At 57.6% G+C, this 16,612-nt stretch carries 17 protein-coding genes; 12 read left to right on the top strand and 5 right to left on the bottom strand.

Translation table 11 applies throughout. The features are described from left to right. The first annotated feature begins 73 nt into the window (after positions 1 to 73). The 12 genes from trpS (at position 74) to L1065_RS12280 (ending at position 11,104) form a co-directional block, all read left to right on the top strand. On the top strand, positions 74 to 1,093 hold the full coding sequence (gene trpS / locus L1065_RS12335; protein ID WP_237095804.1) for a tryptophan--tRNA ligase: 1,020 nt from the start codon (positions 74 to 76) through the stop codon (positions 1,091 to 1,093). A gap of 186 nt (positions 1,094 to 1,279) precedes the next feature. Further along, entirely contained in the window at positions 1,280 to 2,143 is an 864-nt protein-coding gene (locus L1065_RS12330) for a branched-chain amino acid aminotransferase (protein WP_237095803.1), read from the top strand. Between the two features lie 70 nt (positions 2,144 to 2,213). Then, on the top strand, positions 2,214 to 2,669 hold the full coding sequence (locus tag L1065_RS12325) for a universal stress protein (RefSeq protein WP_237095802.1): 456 nt from the start codon (positions 2,214 to 2,216) through the stop codon (positions 2,667 to 2,669). A gap of 78 nt (positions 2,670 to 2,747) precedes the next feature. Next, positions 2,748 to 3,308: a NifU family protein gene (locus L1065_RS12320; RefSeq protein WP_237095801.1), complete on the top strand. Its 561-nt coding sequence runs from the start codon at positions 2,748 to 2,750 to the stop codon at positions 3,306 to 3,308. 84 nt (positions 3,309 to 3,392) lie between these two features. Then, the gene (tsaB, locus tag L1065_RS12315; protein WP_237095800.1) at positions 3,393 to 3,986 is read left to right on the top strand and encodes a tRNA (adenosine(37)-N6)-threonylcarbamoyltransferase complex dimerization subunit type 1 TsaB; all 594 of its coding nucleotides are present in this window, start codon (positions 3,393 to 3,395) and stop codon (positions 3,984 to 3,986) included. 3 nt (positions 3,987 to 3,989) lie between these two features. Further along, positions 3,990 to 4,424: a GNAT family N-acetyltransferase gene (locus L1065_RS12310; RefSeq protein ID WP_237095799.1), complete on the top strand. Its 435-nt coding sequence runs from the start codon at positions 3,990 to 3,992 to the stop codon at positions 4,422 to 4,424. Positions 4,425 to 4,604: 180 nt separating this feature from the next. Further along, positions 4,605 to 5,600 (top strand): BMP family protein, encoded by a 996-nt coding sequence (locus L1065_RS12305; RefSeq protein ID WP_237095798.1) that lies wholly within the window; start codon positions 4,605 to 4,607, stop codon positions 5,598 to 5,600. 63 nt (positions 5,601 to 5,663) lie between these two features. Continuing rightward, complete coding sequence (locus L1065_RS12300) at positions 5,664 to 7,262, top strand: ABC transporter ATP-binding protein (RefSeq protein WP_237095797.1); 1,599 nt, start codon at positions 5,664 to 5,666, stop codon at positions 7,260 to 7,262. A gap of 3 nt (positions 7,263 to 7,265) precedes the next feature. After that, positions 7,266 to 8,366: an ABC transporter permease gene (locus tag L1065_RS12295; protein WP_237095796.1), complete on the top strand. Its 1,101-nt coding sequence runs from the start codon at positions 7,266 to 7,268 to the stop codon at positions 8,364 to 8,366. Continuing rightward, the gene (locus tag L1065_RS12290; protein WP_239030061.1) at positions 8,363 to 9,340 is read left to right on the top strand and encodes an ABC transporter permease; all 978 of its coding nucleotides are present in this window, start codon (positions 8,363 to 8,365) and stop codon (positions 9,338 to 9,340) included. Before L1065_RS12295 ends, L1065_RS12290 begins: the two co-directional genes overlap by 4 nt. A gap of 91 nt (positions 9,341 to 9,431) precedes the next feature. Continuing rightward, complete coding sequence (locus L1065_RS12285; protein WP_237095795.1) at positions 9,432 to 10,349, top strand: sulfite exporter TauE/SafE family protein; 918 nt, start codon at positions 9,432 to 9,434, stop codon at positions 10,347 to 10,349. Then, complete coding sequence (locus tag L1065_RS12280) at positions 10,349 to 11,104, top strand: TIGR02186 family protein (protein ID WP_237095794.1); 756 nt, start codon at positions 10,349 to 10,351, stop codon at positions 11,102 to 11,104. Before L1065_RS12285 ends, L1065_RS12280 begins: the two co-directional genes overlap by 1 nt. A gap of 16 nt (positions 11,105 to 11,120) precedes the next feature. Here the strand turns inward: L1065_RS12280 and L1065_RS12275 are convergent, their stop codons facing one another. From L1065_RS12275 to ccrA, 5 genes are all read right to left on the bottom strand, one after another. After that, the gene (locus tag L1065_RS12275; protein WP_237095793.1) at positions 11,121 to 11,846 is read right to left on the bottom strand and encodes an SDR family oxidoreductase; all 726 of its coding nucleotides are present in this window, start codon (positions 11,844 to 11,846) and stop codon (positions 11,121 to 11,123) included. Next, complete coding sequence (locus L1065_RS12270) at positions 11,843 to 13,369, bottom strand: ATP-dependent RecD-like DNA helicase (protein ID WP_237095792.1); 1,527 nt, start codon at positions 13,367 to 13,369, stop codon at positions 11,843 to 11,845. The genes L1065_RS12275 and L1065_RS12270 overlap by 4 nt, the downstream gene beginning before the upstream one ends. Further along, positions 13,341 to 14,048 carry an acyl-homoserine-lactone synthase gene (locus tag L1065_RS12265; protein ID WP_237095791.1) on the bottom strand — a complete coding sequence of 236 codons (708 nt, stop codon included), beginning with the start codon at positions 14,046 to 14,048 and terminating at the stop codon, positions 13,341 to 13,343. The genes L1065_RS12270 and L1065_RS12265 overlap by 29 nt, the downstream gene beginning before the upstream one ends. A gap of 113 nt (positions 14,049 to 14,161) precedes the next feature. After that, positions 14,162 to 14,872, bottom strand: a complete 711-nt coding sequence (locus tag L1065_RS12260; RefSeq protein WP_237095790.1) for a LuxR family transcriptional regulator — start codon at positions 14,870 to 14,872, stop codon at positions 14,162 to 14,164. Between the two features lie 358 nt (positions 14,873 to 15,230). Further along, positions 15,231 to 16,517 carry a crotonyl-CoA carboxylase/reductase gene (ccrA, locus tag L1065_RS12255; RefSeq protein WP_237095789.1) on the bottom strand — a complete coding sequence of 429 codons (1,287 nt, stop codon included), beginning with the start codon at positions 16,515 to 16,517 and terminating at the stop codon, positions 15,231 to 15,233. Positions 16,518 to 16,612: the final 95 nt, after the last annotated feature.

Below are 16,612 nucleotides of genomic sequence, written 5' to 3'. Positions count from 1 at the left end.
GCTTCCCTTGCCTTGACCAGACCGTCCCCCCTAGGTAAGCCCTGCGCGACCCTTAGACCAGATGGTAGTTCCAATGACCGAAGCATCTTTCACGCCGCGCGTATTTTCAGGCATCCAACCTTCGGGCGGCCTGACCCTTGGCAACTACCTTGGTGCCATGAAACGCTTTGTCGATATGCAAGACGCAGGCGCCCATGAAACGGTTTATTGCATGGTCGATTTGCATGCGATCACCGTCTGGCAGGACCCCGCCGATTTGCAGAAAAATACGCGCGAACTGGCAGCGGGGTTTATCGCCAGCGGGATCGATCCTGAAAAGTCGATCCTGTTCAACCAATCGCGTGTGCCGGAACATGCACAACTGGCTTGGGTGTTTAACTGCGTAGCCCGTATGGGCTGGATGGGCCGGATGACCCAGTGGAAAGACAAGGCGGGCAAGAATGCCGAACAGGCCTCTCTTGGTCTGTTCGCCTATCCCGCGCTGATGGCCGCCGACATCCTGATCTACCACGCCACGCATGTGCCTGTGGGCGAAGACCAAAAACAGCACCTTGAATTGACGCGCGATATTGCGGCCAAGTTCAACCATGACTTCGGCGTTGATTTCTTCCCGATCACCGAACCCGTGATCGAAGGGGCCGCCACCCGCGTCATGAGCCTGCGGGACGGAACCAAGAAGATGTCCAAGTCCGATCCATCCGATCTGAGCCGCATCAACATGACCGATGACGCCGACGCCATCGCCAAGAAGATCCGCAAGGCCAAGACCGACCCAGAGCCATTGCCGTCCGAACTAAAAGGCCTCGATGACCGCCCCGACGCGCGTAATCTGGTCAACATCTATGCCGCACTGGCCGAGGTGTCGCCCCAAGCCGTGTTGGATGATCACGCGGGCCAGCAGTTTGGCACCTTCAAGCCAATTCTGGCAGAACTGGCCGTGGAAAAGCTGGCCCCGATTGGCAGCGAGATGTCGCGTCTGATGGCCGATCAACCCGAGATCGACCGCATCTTGGCACGCGGCGCAGAACGCGCCCGCGAGATCACCGAGCCGATCCTTGCCAAGACCTACGACATCGTCGGAATGGTCCGCTAAACAGCAAAACCGTGTCTTTCAGCCCGAACTGTCCCCGCGTGCTGGCGAAAAGCTATTGGTCACAATAGGCGGCGCAATCGGCTTTGCTGCTGCTGCCAGACCAGACCTCGCTTTTTAGACTGGACGCCCCTGCCCGTCTGACCCACATTCCACCGCAGCACAGCAAAACGGGGGAGGGCAAACCGAATGGCAACAGGCAAAAACATCCGCACTTATTACAACGGCACATGGCACGACGAAGATCTGGCGGTGATGCGTGCTGCCGATCATGGCAGTTGGCTTGGCACAACAGTGTTCGATGGCGCACGGTATTTCGATGGGGTCGTCCCCGATCTGGCCGCCCATTGCACGCGGGTGAACCACAGCGCCGAAGCCTTGATGATTACCCCCACCGTCAGCGCCAGTGACATGGTCGCGATCATCCATGACGGTCTGAAGCCCTACGGCTCAGATACGGCTGTCTACATTCGTCCGATGTATTGGGCGCTGGATGGTGGCGATCTGGGGATCGTGCCCAAGGAAGGGGCAACAGGCTTTGCCATCAGCCTCGAAGAAATCCCAATGGCGGCGCCCGAAACATCGACCACCCTGACCACCACCCGCTTTCGCCGCCCCGTGATGGAGGACAATGTGGTGAACGCCAAAGCAGGGTGCCTGTATCCCAACAACGCCCGCATGCTGGCCGAAGCCCGCGCCAAAGGGTTCGGGAATGCGCTTGTGTGCGATGCGATGGGCAATGTGGCTGAAACCGCCACGGCAAATGTCTTTATGGTCAAAGACGGCGTGGTCAAAACCCCCATTCCCAACGGCACGTTTTTGGCGGGTATCACCCGCGCGCGGCATATGGCGAACCTGCGTGCGGACGGTGTTGAGGTGCGCGAAGAGGTGCTGAGTTTTGCCGATTTTCACGACGCCGACGAAGTGTTCCTGTCTGGCAATATGATGAAGGTCACGCCCGTGACCGCCTTTGACGACACACAGTATCAAATCGGTCCCATCACCCGCCGCACCCGTGATCTGTATTGGGATTGGGCCGCATCACAGGCCTAAGCCGCGAATTTCATTGCCAAAGGATATGCCCCGCAGGCATGATCGCGCCAAAGAGACGAAAGGCCAACACATGCGCAAGTTCCTAGTGGTGCTGGATGACAGCCGCGAATGCCTGAACGCCATGCGCTTTGCCGCCATGCGCGCGGCCAATACGGGTGGCGGCGTTGAGGTGCTGTCTGTCATTCCCCCCGACGAGTTCAACCACTGGATCGGCGTGGGTGAGGTGATGCGTGCCGAGGCGCGTGAACGTATCGAGGTGCATTTCGAAGTTTTCGCCAAATGGATGCGCGACAAGCAAGGCGTCGACCCCGAGTTGGTGATCCGCGAAGGCGAGCCTGTGCCCGAGATCATCGCCCAGATCAAAGCCGACCCCGAGATTGGCGTGCTGGTTCTGGGGGCGGGCACCGACAAAAAGGGGCCAGGTCCGCTTGTCACCCAACTGACCAAAAACGCAGGCGGCTTACCTGTGCCGATCACCATTGTGCCGGGTGATCTGAGCAAAGAGCAGTTGATGGCGATCACATAAATCGCAACCTTAGAACCGTTCTAAACCTTGACTATCAAGAGCCTGACACGCATATCCTTAGTCAAAGGAGAATTGCACATGTTCATCCAGACAGAATCCACGCCAAACCCTGCCACGCTCAAGTTTTTGCCGGGTCAGGCCGTCCTTGATATGGGCACCGCCGATTTCCCATCGCCAGATACCGCCGATAAATCGCCCTTGGCCAAGCGCCTGTTCGCTGTTGAGGGTGTAACGGGTGTATTCTTTGGGCTGGATTTCATCACTGTGACCAAAGCCGACGATCAGGAGTGGGACCACCTGAAACCTGCCCTTTTGGGCGGCATCATGGAGCACTACCAGTCGGGCCAGCCTGTTATGGAAGGCGAAAATAGCAATTCGGGCCATGCCGAACACACGGGCGAGGACGGCGAGATCGTGGGCCAGATCAAAGAGCTGCTGGACACGCGCGTGCGCCCTGCCGTGGCGCAAGACGGTGGCGATATCACCTTTCACGGCTTTGATCGCGGCATCGTTTATCTGCATATGCAAGGCGCCTGTGCGGGCTGCCCGTCGTCGACTTTGACGCTAAAGATGGGCATCGAAAACCTGCTGCGCCATTACATCCCCGAAGTGATCGAAGTGCGCCCCGTCGCCGCCTGATCGCATCACCAAACGACCCTTGATCAGGGTGCGGCGTCGGCTGCACCCTTTTCTTTTGGGACCATTCCCGTCAAAAGACCTGCCATGATCCTTGCTTTTGATACCTCTGGTGCGGCCTGCGCCACTTGCCTGATGGACCCTGATGGCGTTGCTGCCTTGTCGGCAATCTATCAGCCCATGGTCAAAGGCCATGTCGAACGGCTGTTCCCGATCCTTGAGGATACCCTGGCCAAAGGCGGCGCAACATGGGCGGACCTGACCCGCATTGGGGTTGGCGTGGGCCCTGGCAATTTCACGGGTATCCGCATCTCTGTGGCCTCTGCCCGCGGTCTGGCGCTATCGCTTGGCGTTCCAGCAATCGGCGTCAGCGCGCTTGAGGCTGCGGCCTTTGGCCAGACCGCGCCCGTCTATAGCACCGTGTCGGCGAACCTATCGCATGTCTACTGGCAAGGGTTTGGCACACCCGACACCGGCATCCATTTCGGGCCACAAGACAATGTGCCAGATGATTTCCCCCGCATCGGGGCCATGGGAAACGAGATCGCCCCATACGGATTTGCCGAAAGCATCGCCCGCATCGCAGCGACCCGCAGTGACACCGCGCCCCCCAAGCCGCTTTACGTGCGTGCGGCAGACGCTGCGCCGCCACGGGATGCCCCGCCCGTCATTCTTGATTGACCCATGCGGACGCCGATTTCCACTCAGCTTGCCGCAACCCATTCAGCCGCATTTGACGTCCCTCGCCCATGGACGGCCAAGGAAATAGATGACCTGTTGGCGCAGTCGGGGATGCATCTTGTGGGCGACGCCACGTGTTTTGCCATTGCGCGCACCGTGGTGGATGAGACCGAGTTGCTGACCATCGCAACCCACCCTGACCACCAAAAACAAGGCCACGCGCGCCGCGTGCTGCACAGGCTTTTTGAACTGGCGCATCGTTCAGGAAGCAGACAAATCTTTTTGGAAGTCGCCTCTACTAACGCGCCTGCTATCGGGCTTTATCACGCCATAGGATTCTCGACGGTGGGGATGCGGCCACGGTATTATCAAACGCCCGAGCGCCAATGGATCGACGCTATCGTAATGACGCGGGCTTTGCCCGTCAAAAGCCGATGAAAAACCATGCGATTCCCGTTTGGCGCTGCGTCAATTTGGCAGAATCCTATTGACCCTCCCGCGTGGCTGCGGCCTACTCGGACGCGTGATCCAAGCAGGATCGCCTGCTTGACTGGGGGGCCAAGCATCTGCTGCGAAACCCCTTTGAACGACATAACAACAAACCTTCGGGAGACATCCATGACCGTGATGACCAAACTGATGAGTGCTGCTACGGGCCTTGCCCTGACCGCAGGTGCTGCGTGGGCCGAGCCTGCAATCATCTTTGACCTTGGTGGCAAGTTCGACAAATCCTTCAACGAAAGCGCGTTCAACGGCGCGACACGTTGGGCCGAGGAAACAGGCGGCACCTTCCGCGAGATCGAATTGCAATCCGATGCGCAGCGCGAACAGGCCCTGCGCCGTTTTGCTGAAGCAGGCGCAAACCCGATTGTGATGGCCGGCTTTGCCTTTGGCTCTGCCCTTGAGGAAGTGGCGGCCGACTATCCTGACACAAAATTCGCCATCATCGATATGGTCGTGGATGCGCCAAACGTCCGTTCGGTTGTGTTTAACGAACACGAAGGCTCGTATCTGGCGGGTATCATGGCTGCTGAAGCCTCTGAGACTGGCACAGTATCGTTCATCGGTGGCATGGACATCCCGCTGATCCGCAAGTTCGCCTGCGGCTACGCCCAAGGGGCCAAAGCCGCAAACCCAGATGTCACAGTGATCGCCAATATGACAGGCACAACGCCCGCCGCTTGGAACGATCCCGTGAAAGGATCGGAGCTGACAAAAGCGCAGATCAGCCAGGGCTCTGACGTGGTCTATGCTGCGGCTGGTGGCACAGGCGTTGGTGTTCTGCAAACTGCCGCTGACGAAGGCATCCTGTCGATCGGTGTGGACGCCAACCAGAACTATCTGCACCCGGGCCAGGTTCTGACCTCCATGCTCAAGCGTGTGGACAACGCGGTTTATGATGCGCTGTCACAGGGCGAAGACCTTGAAACAGGCTTTAACGTGATGGGCCTTGCAAACCGCGGTGTCGGCGTGGCGCTGGACGCCAACAACGAAGGCATCGTCAGCTATGCTATGCTGTCGAAAACCTTCGGGGCGGCTGATCAAATCGTCTCGGGCGAGATCACTGTCCATGACTACATGTCAGACGAATCCTGCCCTGCACTGGACTTCTAAGATCTGATACAAAGGGCCGCGCGACACGGGTTGCGCGGCCCTTCTCTTTTCAAAGGCCGCCCCATGACACATCCCGCGATTGAGCTGAAAGGCATTTCCAAAGCCTTTGGTCCCGTTCAAGCCAACAAAGACATTTCGATCCGCGTGATGCCGGGCACGATCCACGGGATCATCGGTGAAAACGGCGCGGGCAAATCGACCCTGATGAGCATTCTTTACGGGTTCTACAAAGCCGACAAAGGCGAGATTTTTATCAACGGGCGCGAAACGAAAATTCCCGATAGCCAGGCCGCCATTTCGGCAGGCATCGGTATGGTGTTCCAGCACTTCAAACTGGTCGAAAACTTCACTGTGCTTGAAAACGTTGTTCTGGGCGCCGAGGACGGTGGCCTGTTGCGCCCGTCGCTGCGCAAAGCCCGCAAACTGCTGACCGAGTTGGCCAGTGAATATGAGTTGAACGTGGACCCCGATGCCAAGATCGAAGACATCGGCGTGGGCATGCAGCAACGCGTTGAAATCCTCAAGGCGCTCTACCGTCAGGCCGATATCCTGATTTTGGACGAGCCGACGGGCGTGCTGACCCCTGCCGAGGCTGATCAGCTTTTCCGCATCCTTCACCGCCTCAAGGACGAGGGCAAAACGATCATCCTGATCACCCACAAGTTGCGCGAGATCATGGAAGCCACCGACACCGTCAGCGTCATGCGCCGCGGCGAGATGACAGCCACGGTCAAAACATCCGAAACAAACCCCGAGCATCTGGCCGAGTTGATGGTGGGCCGCAAAGTCCTGCTGCGCGTTGACAAAGCGCCCGCCCAACCGGGCGCAGTGGTGCTGGATGTGCAAGACCTGAATGTGACCGACGACAAGGGTGTTCACCGTCTTAAGGGGGTTAACCTTCAGGTCCGCGCTGGCGAAATCCTTGGGATTGCGGGTGTGGCAGGCAATGGGCAGTCGGAGTTACTGGAGGTTCTGGGCGGCATCGAACGCGCCACGGGACGCGTCACACTGAACGGGCAAGAGATTGACCTGACCGGAAAATACAGTGACGGGCAATCGCGCCGCGCGCGCGGCATCGCGCATGTCCCCGAAGACCGCCAACGCGAAGGTCTGATCATGAATTTCGCGGCGTGGGAAAATACCGGCTTCGGATACCACCATGATGCGCGCTACAACCGCAGTCGCCTGATGATGGACAACGCCGCCCTGCGCAGTGACACCGAAGAAAAAATGGGGCGCTTTGACGTGCGCCCCCCCAATCCCAAACTAGAGGCCAAATCGTTCAGCGGCGGAAACCAGCAAAAGATCGTTCTGGCCCGCGAGATCGAACGCAACCCTGACCTGCTGCTCATCGGTCAACCCACACGCGGCGTGGACATTGGCGCGATTGAATTCATTCACCAACAGATCGTCGCCTTGCGCGATCAGGGCAAAGCGATCTTGCTGGTCTCTGTCGAACTGGAAGAAATCCTCGCGCTGTCCGACCGCATCGCAGTGATGTTCGACGGCCAGATGATGGGCGAGCGCGACCCCGCACAAACAGACGAAAAAGAATTGGGATTGATGATGGCAGGCATGACCCGCGAGCCCGAAGGATCAACCGTGCAAGCGATCCAGGACCAACTGGCCTACGCCTCAGGCGACGCCAGCAAGGAGGTGTAAGCGATGGACGTTCTACCACGTTGGGCCGATATTGTGCTGATCCCCCTGATCGGGCTGATCCTTGCGGCGGTGCTGTCTGCATTGATGATTATCGCCAGCGGCCAAGACGCTGGCGAAGCCATCAAGCTGATGGTCCAAGGCGCATTGGGCAGCACGAACGGATGGGGCTACACGCTGTATTACGCCACCAATTTCATGTTCACGGGGCTGGCTGTCGCTGTGGCGTTCCATGCGCGGATGTTCAACATCGGCGGTGAAGGTCAGGCCATGCTTGGCGGTCTTGGGGTGGCGCTATGCTGTCTCTACCTGCCCTTGCCGCACTGGACGATTGCGTTGGTCGTTGCGATCATCGGCGCGGGTTTGTTTGGTGCAATCTGGGCCGCGATCCCTGCCTATTTGCAGGCCAAGCGCGGCAGTCATATCGTCATCACCACCATCATGTTCAACTTTATCGCGGCGGCCTTGCTGAACTACTTGCTGGTCGGTGCGCTGAAACCCGCAGGCGCGATGGACCCTGCAACCGCCCGCTTCCCCGAAGCCGTCCATTTGCCCACGTTTCAGGATATGTTCAGCACAGCCGATAATCCGCTGTTCCGCGGCGCACCTGCAAATGTGACCTTCTTTGTCGCCGTGGCTGCCTGCTTTGCTGTGTGGTTTCTGATCTGGCGCACGCGTCTGGGCTATGAAATCCGCGCATATGGCGAAAGCGAAAGCGCCGCCAAATACGCAGGCATCAGCCCCACGAAAATCATCATGATCGCGATGATCATCAGCGGCGCACTGGCAGGCTGCATGGCCATCAATAACGTCATGGGCGAGGCCGAGCGACTGGTGCTGAATAGTGTAGAAGGCGCAGGGTTCATCGGGATTGCTGTTGCCCTGATGGGCCGCAATCATCCGTTTGGCATTTTCGTGGCCGCCCTTCTGTTCGGGTTTTTGTATCAAGGCGGGGCCGAGCTTGGGCTTTGGACCTCGATCCCGCGTGAGCTGGTCACGGTGATCCAAGCGCTTGTGATCCTCTTCACAGGCGCGCTGGATAATATGATCCGCATGCCGCTGGAAAAACTATTCCTTGCCCTGCGCAAGAAAGGGGCCACGGCATGATTGAGTTTCTGAACCTTTTTTCGCTGCCCGTGCTGGAAAGCTCTCTGCGGCTTGGCACGCCTTTGTTGCTGGCCTGTCTTGCCGGGCTTTTTAGCGAACGCGCCGGCATTTTTGATATCGGGCTTGAGGGCAAGATGCTTGTCGCCGCGTTTTTCTCGGCGGCGATCGCCTATAGCACCGAGTCGGTCTGGCTTGGCCTATTGGCGGGGATTGGCGCCTCGATGGTTTTGGCAGTCATTCACGGGCTGGCATCCATCACATTTCGCGGCAACCAGTTAATCAGCGGTGTGGCTATCAACTTCCTTGCCGCTGGCCTGACCGTTCTTATTGCGCAGACATGGTTCAAACAAGGCGGGCGCACCCCGTCGCTGCCCGAAGAGGCCCGCTTCAACGCATTGGAATTTCCCGGACTGGATACAATCGCCGCGATGCCTGTCGTCGGGCCGGTCTTGGCAAACCTGATCCTTGGCCATGACCTGTTGGTCTATGTGGCCTTTGCAGCCGTGCCGCTGACATGGTGGATCCTCTTTTCAACCCGCTTCGGCCTGCGCCTTCGCGCCGTGGGGGAAAACCCTGCCGCCGTTGATACCGCTGGCATCAATGTTGTGTTCCTGCGCTACATGGCGGTGCTGATCTGCGGTGTGTTGTGCGGGATCGCTGGCACCTATCTGGCCACCGCGCTGCAGGCAGGGTTCGTTAAGGATATGACCGCAGGACGGGGCTATATCGCACTGGCTGCGCTGATCTTTGCCAAATGGCGGCCGTGGTATGCGCTTGGGGCGTGTCTGCTCTTTGGGTATCTGCAGGCAATTGCCCTGCGCCCTGATCTGCTTGAGGCTGCGTTCGGGTTCAAGGTGCAGGTCCAACTGCTGGATGCCCTGCCCTATGTTCTGACCGTTGTCATTCTGGCAGGCTTTGTGGGGAAGGCCATTCCGCCACGCGCAGGCGGCGAGCCCTATGTGAAAGAACGCTAGGGCCAATTCGCTCCGATTTGTCGCGGACTGGACTTATCTGCAGTGCAGAATTGGCCGTTGAAGATCGGCCCATTCCGCGTCAGATAAGGTCATGCAAATTTACCTGCCCATAGCCGAGGTGTCTGTGAACGCCTTTTTGCTTCTGGGTCTTGGCGGTATCGTCGGGATCCTGTCGGGTATGTTCGGCGTGGGTGGCGGTTTTCTGATGACGCCACTGCTGTTTTTCATCGGCATTCCCCCTGCTGTTGCTGTCGCAACCGAAGCCAATCAAATCGTTGCATCCAGCTTCTCGGGCGTGCTGGCGCATCTTCGGCGCAAATCGGTTGATTTGAGGATGGGCACCGTTTTGCTGATCGGCGGCCTTGTGGGTGCGGGCATGGGTGTTGTTTTGTTCAACTACCTCAAATCGCTTGGCCAAGTCGATCTGCTGGTCAAGCTGTGCTACGTTGTTTTCCTAGGCGTCATCGGCAGTTTGATGTTTGTCGAAAGCCTGAACGCAATCCGCCGAACCAAACGCGCGGGCGCCCCGCCCAAGCGCAAAAACCACACATGGATACATGCCCTGCCTTTCAAAATGAAGTTCCGTGTATCGGGGCTTTATATAAGTGTGATCCCCCCACTGATTGTCGGGGTTACCGTGGGGGTTCTGGCGGCGATCATGGGGGTCGGTGGCGGGTTTATCATGGTGCCTGCGATGATCTATTTGCTTGGGATGCCCACCAAAGTGGTTGTTGGCACATCGCTGTTCCAGATCATTTTTGTGACCGCGTTTACCACCATGCTACATGCGGTGACGAACCAAACGGTTGATATGGTTTTGGCGGTTCTGCTTTTGGTGGGCGGTGTGATCGGTGCCCAGATTGGAACGCGCATCGGCGCCAAGATGAAGGCCGAGCAGCTGCGCATTCTGCTGGCCATTATGGTGCTGGCGGTTTGCGGCAAACTGGCGCTTGATCTGCTGATCATGCCCTCCGAGCTTTATAGCATCGGCACGGGAGGCGGGCACTGATGTGGCGATTGATGATCTTGTGCCTCGCGCTCGCTTTGCCTGCCAAAGCGCAGGATCTTGTGCTTGGCCTGTCGGAAAGCGAAGTGGCCATTACAACCACCTTCGATGGGTCAGATATTCTGGTATTTGGTGCTATCAAACACGAAAGTATCGAAGGGGCGCAGGCCGATCTGGATATCATCGTGACGGTCGAAGGGCCCAAACAACCCGTTACCGTTTATCAAAAAGCCCGCCGATTGGGCATCTGGGTGAACGCAGCTGAGGTTGAGGTGGACGAAGCGCCGTCCTTCTATGCGATTTCAACCACGCGTCCCATCTGGGATATCCTCAGCGCCACGGACGACCAGCGCAACCAGATCACGCTGTCCCGTGCCATCAGATCGGTCGGGGCGCCCGAAACCGTGCAAGACCCCGCAGCTTTCACCGCAGCATTGATGCGCATTCGCCAGAACGAAGGACTGTATCAATTGCGCGAAGGCAACGCGACATTGATCGACAACACATTGTTCAACACCGAGGTCTCCCTGCCCGCGAACCTTGTTGAGGGGGCCTACAAAGTCAGCGTCTATCTGACCCAGGACAAGGCCGTGATTTCCTCGTTCAGTTCCAGCATCGATGTGCGCAAAGCGGGGCTGGAACGTCTGCTTTACAACCTTGCCCACGATCAACCCTACCTTTACGGGATCGTTGCCTTGGCGATTGCAATCGCCGCGGGTTGGGGCGCATCTGCCGTGTTCAGATTGTTCCAGTCTTAGGGGCGCCAGATCGTCGTTAGCCGCGCCCGATATGGGGCATCTTGCTTGCCATGATCATCATGCTTTGCACATTCGCCTCGGCCGGCAAGTCGGCCATATGCATCACCGCACGCGCCACATCCTCAACGGCCATGGTGGGCAAAGGCGCAAGGCCTTGGGCCGCGCGCGTTTCTTCCAGCCCTTTCACCAAATCGGTGCGCGCATTGCCAATGTCGATCTGACCGCAGGCAATATCAAACGGGCGGCCATCCAGCGTGATGGTTTTGGTCAGACCGCTGACCCCGTGTTTTGTGGTCGTGTAGCAGGTTGATCCTTCACGCGGAGAATGCGCGCTGATCGAGCCATTGTTGATGATGCGCCCACCCATCGGGGTCTGGTGGCGCATGATGCGGAAGGCTTCGCGCGCGCATAGAAACATGCCCGTCAGATTGACGTTCACCGTCTCTTGCCACCCCGACAAAGGGATTTCATCGATACTGGCTTGGGGACCGAACATGCCTGCATTGTTGAACAGAACGTCTAGGCGGTGGTTTTCGGCAAAGGCGGCAAACGCCTTTTGCACCTGCGCCTCATCGGTGACATCGCAGGGCAAGACAACAGCCGCCAGATTGCGATCTGCCACCTGATGCAACTTGTCCGCGCTGCGTGCAATCAACCCGACGCGCCAGCCTTGCGCCAAAAAATGTTGCGCCGTGACTGCGCCAATGCCGTTGCTTGCACCCGTGATGATGATGGATTTCATGTCTCGGCCTCCAGGCTTAGCGCAGCGGGTTTGGCAGGCAGATCATCTACTTGCAACGGATGGCTTGGCTTGGCCAAGGCGGATCGGACCACCCAATGCAAACGCGTCTCTGCCCGCGTGATGGCAACATATGCCAGACGCTTCCAAAGGGGTTGGCCCGCCTCTGACCTGCCAACCTTTGCCGCTACAAAAATATCAGGTGCAAAGACCTGCACCTCTTCCCACTGCGATCCCTGCGCCTTGTGGATTGTCACCGCCGCCCCGTGTAAAAACGTGGCCCCCATGCGCGCCGCAAAAGGGATGATCGGCTCTTCTTCGTCTGGTTTTTCCAACTTCATGATGGACGCTGCACTGACCTGCGGATCTTCGGCCCCCATCACATGCAAGCGCGAAAACCCAGGTTTGCGACCAAGTCCCAGATAGATCACCTGCGCCCCCTTGATCAGGCCACGCGCTTCCAGATCAAGGCGTTTCTTGCGGTGCTTCAGCGGCAGTTCAATCCCGTCACAAATCAGCGGCTCGCCCTCCAGCAACTCGTCCTCTGGCGCGCCATAAACACTGCGAAACGCATTGATCAGGCGGATGCGTGTCGCGTTGCGCCACACCAGACAGGGGCTGCGTGCCATCAAATCACAATTTACACGTTCGGCCCATTGAACGCGATCATCGCTACGCGCCTTGTCGCGGATCATGTCCTCGAAATCCTGAAATTGCAGGTGCGGGTCCGCAAGCGCATGGGCCAAATCAAGGATCGGGTTGTCTTGGGTTTGACGGTGCACACGGCTCAGCTCGAGCTTACGCTTGCCCTTCAGCCCGTCAAACACCATCCCGCCAGATTGGTTCACAGGAGCCAGCTGCGCAGGGTCGCCAAACAGGACAAGCGTCGGAAAAATCTCTTGCAGGTCTTCATATTGCTTGGCGTCCAGCATCGACGATTCATCGATAAAGCCGATGTCCAGCGGGCTTTCACGGCGCTTCCAACCAGTGATAAAATCCGATCCACGCAGACCGGCCGCGGCCAACGCGCCGGGAATGGATTTATTGGTTTGATAATAGGCATAAGCCCGATCAAGTGCGACTTCGGTAAGCCCTTCTACGTCTTCGGGGCGTGGGCCGTTGCCAGCCAGCCATTCCGCGATCTTTTCGTATTCGGGATCATACATCGGGGTATACAGAATGCGGTGGATCGTGGTGGCAGGCACACCGCGATTGCGCAGGACACTTGCCGCTTTGTTGGTGGGCGCAAGGATGGCCAAGGTGCGTTTGTCGCGCGATTTACGACTTTCATAGTCACCGCTGACAACTTCCACACCTGCGCCTTCCAGCGCCTGATACATCGCCGCCAAAAGAAGTGTTTTGCCCGATCCCGCCTTGCCGACAACCGCCATCACCGTGGATTTGGCATCCTGTGGTGGCAGCAGTGTTTCATTCTCAATATCGACGCCAGCGCCGCGCAACATCTCGGCAATGGCGTCGAAGGCTTCGGCTTGATCGTCAGAAAATTGGATGGCTGGCAGTGTCATGGCGCGACCCTACAGGTGCGCGGCACGAGGGGCCAGATGGCGCGTCAGGTTGTGGCGGGATTTTTGCACGTAAAGTATCGCGGCTGGCTTTGAACCACGCATCCGATTGCGCAGCCGTGATCCCCAGACGCGCAAAGGTTTTGGGCCAGGCATCTTGCTGCATTTCCCACAGGCCCACGGCAATCCGGTCTGCCCCTTCGCCTTGGCAGCCGATCACATCGGGCGTCACACCATAAAGGCGGTATATCCGTTCCATGCGCGGATCAAACACGCCGACATAATGGTTCAGGGAAAACCGTTTCATCACCTCGCCCGCGCCCAGAACAAGGGCGGCCGCCGCACGCCGGTCCGCGTTCGGCGACAGGCAAAAACGGGTGCATTCCCAAATCAGGGGCGACTGGATGGTCGTGCCATCCAGAATATGCCCGAAATGATCATTCACCATAATGGGCCCAGTGCTTGGCAAAAACCGCATAGATCCGCCATGGCGGCCGTCGGGCAATTCCCAGATCACATAGAGCGGGTTGAGCGCATCATATTCATCGCGCTCTTCGCCGTTCGCATCAACGCCGATGTCCCACCCCAAACGATCTACAAATTGCGTGGCGCGGTCGCGAAACATGGAGTGCGACAAGGCGGGAAAATCGGAAAGGTGATCGGCATAAATATAGCGCAGCATGAAGGGCTCCTGAGATTGAAAAGCGCGATGGAAACCGCGCCAAAAAACGTCAGGACAGGTTTTAGGGGGTTTAGGTTAACAATCTGGAACACGACCGCACGCAGGGTGTTGCGTCAGACGACAATCAACCCATTGCTGAGCGCGCGGGCAACCGCATGGGTGGTGTTGATCGCGCCCAGTTTATGGCGCGCCCCTTCAACATAGACCCGCAAAGTATGTTCGGAAATTGACAGGTCTTGCGCTGCTTGGGCGCGGCTGAACCCTTTGGCCAGCAATGCAATCGCGGACAGCTCGCGCGGCGACAGGCTTGGGGCTTGCGCCTCAAAACCCGTATCAAATTCCAACGCTTTGCGGTTGAACTGATGGGCTATCAAGATCAGGTCCTGCTGGTGGTTGGCGATGAAGTGTTCCCAAGCTGGATCGTCGCAGGTTTGATTGCACGTCAAAAGGGCAAACTGACCACTGGGACCACGCACAGGGATGGTTAGGCCCTGGTTGCCCACACCATAGTCGATCGCCTCGCGCAGAAAGGCTTTTGCGGCCTTGCTGGACCAGTCAAGATCCTTCCAGTTGGTGGGGTGAAACCGCGTGATGCAGCCCAGAATAACGGGATCCATCCGCAGGTAGTCTTTTTCAAGGTAGCGGTCGACCCAATCACTGCTGTAGGTGCCCGCGCCGAAGCGTTCACCTACACTGTTAACCCAATGATAGATAAAATGCGCGAGACCGAAATGGTCCCGCAAATGCAGGGTGGCCTGCTGCAGATGCTCAAGCGTTGTTGCCTGCTCGAGCAGATGCAGCTGCTTTTCTAACCCCGATGCCATTTCGCGCGACGTCTCCACCTTGGGACAATTCACTCAACGCGAGGGCCTGTGTCCGCTCTAAATGATCCGCCAGATTGGGAAGCTCATTAGATTGGGCAAAGGCACGCAGGTCAGTCAATACGTCCAAAATCCATTCATTCTTCATGACAGCTTCCTGTAGAAAGGGTTAACGAAAAGTGAATACAACCCTAGCACGATAGTATTTCTGCCCAAATTCCCTCTTTTTTACTCCCCAAAAATAGCGAGGCCGCAAAATCTAAGTCATTTATTCGAAACAAAGGGGGATTGTGGGGTGCATTGCATGCAAAAACGGGCGCTGCGATGTGCAACGCCCGTTTCCACCGAGATGATTCGATCTTTATTTACTGGCTTCCAGCGTGTCCTCGAAGGTCCGCAAACCTGTCTTTGGCGCTTGAACCAGAACCGACATGTTGCCGGGTTTGTGTTCGTTGCGCAGCATCTTCATGTGGGCCTCTGGCAGATCGTCCCAAGTGAAAACCTCGGACATGCATGGGTCCAAACGGCGCTCAAGCATCAGGTTGTTCGCAGCAGAGGCTTGGGCCAGATGTGCAAAGTGTGAGCCCTGCAAACGCTTTTGGTGCATCCACATGTAACGCACGTCAAAGGTACAATTGAAGCCCGTGGTGCCCGCACAAATCACGACCATACCACCTTTTTTGCATACCAGCGTCGAGACAGGGAATGTGCTTTCGCCGGGGTGTTCAAACACCATATCAACATTGTTGCCTTTGCCGGTGATGTCCCAGATCGCCTTGCCAAACTTACGGGCTTCAGTGAACCAGTCTTTGTATTCGGGCGTGTTGACGGTGGGCAGCTGCCCCCAACAGTTGAAGTCTTTGCGATTGATCGCGCCTTTGGCGCCAAGACCCATCACAAAGTCGCGTTTGTCCTCATCCGAGATCACCGCGATCGCATTGGCACCCGCGGTATTGATCAGCTGGATCGCATAGCTGCCCAGACCACCCGACGCCCCCCAGACCAGAACGTTTTGACCGGGCTTAAGATCATGGGGTTCGTGCCCAAAAAGCATCCTGTATGCGGTGGCCAGCGTCAGCGTGTAGCACGCACTTTCTTCCCATGTCAGGTGTTTGGGCCGCGGCATCAGTTGCTGCGACTGGACGCGTGTAAACTGGCCGAACGATCCGTCTGGCGTTTCATAACCCCAGATGCGTTGTGTTGGCGAATACATCGGGTCACCACCGTTGCAGTGTTCGTCGTCCCCGTCATCTTGGTTGCAGTGCACAACAACCTCGTCGCCGACCTTCCAGCGCTTTACCTTGTCACCAACGGCCCAGACGATGCCCGCTGCATCAGAACCAGCGATGTGGTAGGGCTGTTTGTGCCCGTCAAACGGCGAAATCGGTTGGCCAAGCGCAGCCCAGACCCCGTTATAATTCACGCCAGCGGCCATGACGAGGATCAGAACCTCGTTGCTATCAAGCGTTGGCACATCAACAACTTCTTGCTGCATGGCGGTATCGGGATCGCCATGGCGTTCGCGCCGGATCGCCCAAGCATACATCTGCTTTGGGACATGCCCCATCGGGGGCATTTCACCCATTTCATAGAGGTCCTTTTGAGGCGCATCATATGCGATCACATCACCGTTCGTATCCAAAGCCATTAGGGCCTCCTAAATCCCGAGTTATCATCGTGCCGTGCCGCAATGCAGAATCGCGACGCTTGAACCCTTGGATATGAAGGTTTGGGTAACATATC

It is taken from the genome of Nereida sp. MMG025 (assembly GCF_021654165.1).
Classification (GTDB): domain Bacteria; phylum Pseudomonadota; class Alphaproteobacteria; order Rhodobacterales; family Rhodobacteraceae; genus Nereida.
The sequence above is the reverse complement of the archived record's forward strand: the minus strand, read 5'-3'. Positions and strand labels throughout refer to the sequence as shown.

What these genes read in the sequence shown, in the direction of transcription:
- L1065_RS12295 (WP_237095796.1), top strand. Translation starts at nt 7,266, where the DNA reads ATGGACGTTCTACCACGTTGGGCCGATATTGTGCTGATCCCCCTGATC.
- L1065_RS12285 (WP_237095795.1), top strand. Translation starts at nt 9,432, where the DNA reads ATGCAAATTTACCTGCCCATAGCCGAGGTGTCTGTGAACGCCTTTTTG.
- L1065_RS12290 (WP_239030061.1), top strand. Translation starts at nt 8,363, where the DNA reads ATGATTGAGTTTCTGAACCTTTTTTCGCTGCCCGTGCTGGAAAGCTCT.
- trpS (WP_237095804.1), top strand. Translation starts at nt 74, where the DNA reads ATGACCGAAGCATCTTTCACGCCGCGCGTATTTTCAGGCATCCAACCT.
- L1065_RS12330 (WP_237095803.1), top strand. Translation starts at nt 1,280, where the DNA reads ATGGCAACAGGCAAAAACATCCGCACTTATTACAACGGCACATGGCAC.
- L1065_RS12275 (WP_237095793.1), bottom strand. Translation starts at nt 11,846, where the DNA reads ATGAAATCCATCATCATCACGGGTGCAAGCAACGGCATTGGCGCAGTC.
- L1065_RS12325 (WP_237095802.1), top strand. Translation starts at nt 2,214, where the DNA reads ATGCGCAAGTTCCTAGTGGTGCTGGATGACAGCCGCGAATGCCTGAAC.
- L1065_RS12320 (WP_237095801.1), top strand. Translation starts at nt 2,748, where the DNA reads ATGTTCATCCAGACAGAATCCACGCCAAACCCTGCCACGCTCAAGTTT.
- L1065_RS12280 (WP_237095794.1), top strand. Translation starts at nt 10,349, where the DNA reads ATGTGGCGATTGATGATCTTGTGCCTCGCGCTCGCTTTGCCTGCCAAA.
- L1065_RS12310 (WP_237095799.1), top strand. Translation starts at nt 3,990, where the DNA reads ATGCGGACGCCGATTTCCACTCAGCTTGCCGCAACCCATTCAGCCGCA.
- ccrA (WP_237095789.1), bottom strand. Translation starts at nt 16,517, where the DNA reads ATGGCTTTGGATACGAACGGTGATGTGATCGCATATGATGCGCCTCAA.
- L1065_RS12265 (WP_237095791.1), bottom strand. Translation starts at nt 14,048, where the DNA reads ATGCTGCGCTATATTTATGCCGATCACCTTTCCGATTTTCCCGCCTTG.
- L1065_RS12305 (WP_237095798.1), top strand. Translation starts at nt 4,605, where the DNA reads ATGACCGTGATGACCAAACTGATGAGTGCTGCTACGGGCCTTGCCCTG.
- L1065_RS12300 (WP_237095797.1), top strand. Translation starts at nt 5,664, where the DNA reads ATGACACATCCCGCGATTGAGCTGAAAGGCATTTCCAAAGCCTTTGGT.
- tsaB (WP_237095800.1), top strand. Translation starts at nt 3,393, where the DNA reads ATGATCCTTGCTTTTGATACCTCTGGTGCGGCCTGCGCCACTTGCCTG.
- L1065_RS12260 (WP_237095790.1), bottom strand. Translation starts at nt 14,872, where the DNA reads ATGGCATCGGGGTTAGAAAAGCAGCTGCATCTGCTCGAGCAGGCAACA.
- L1065_RS12270 (WP_237095792.1), bottom strand. Translation starts at nt 13,369, where the DNA reads ATGACACTGCCAGCCATCCAATTTTCTGACGATCAAGCCGAAGCCTTC.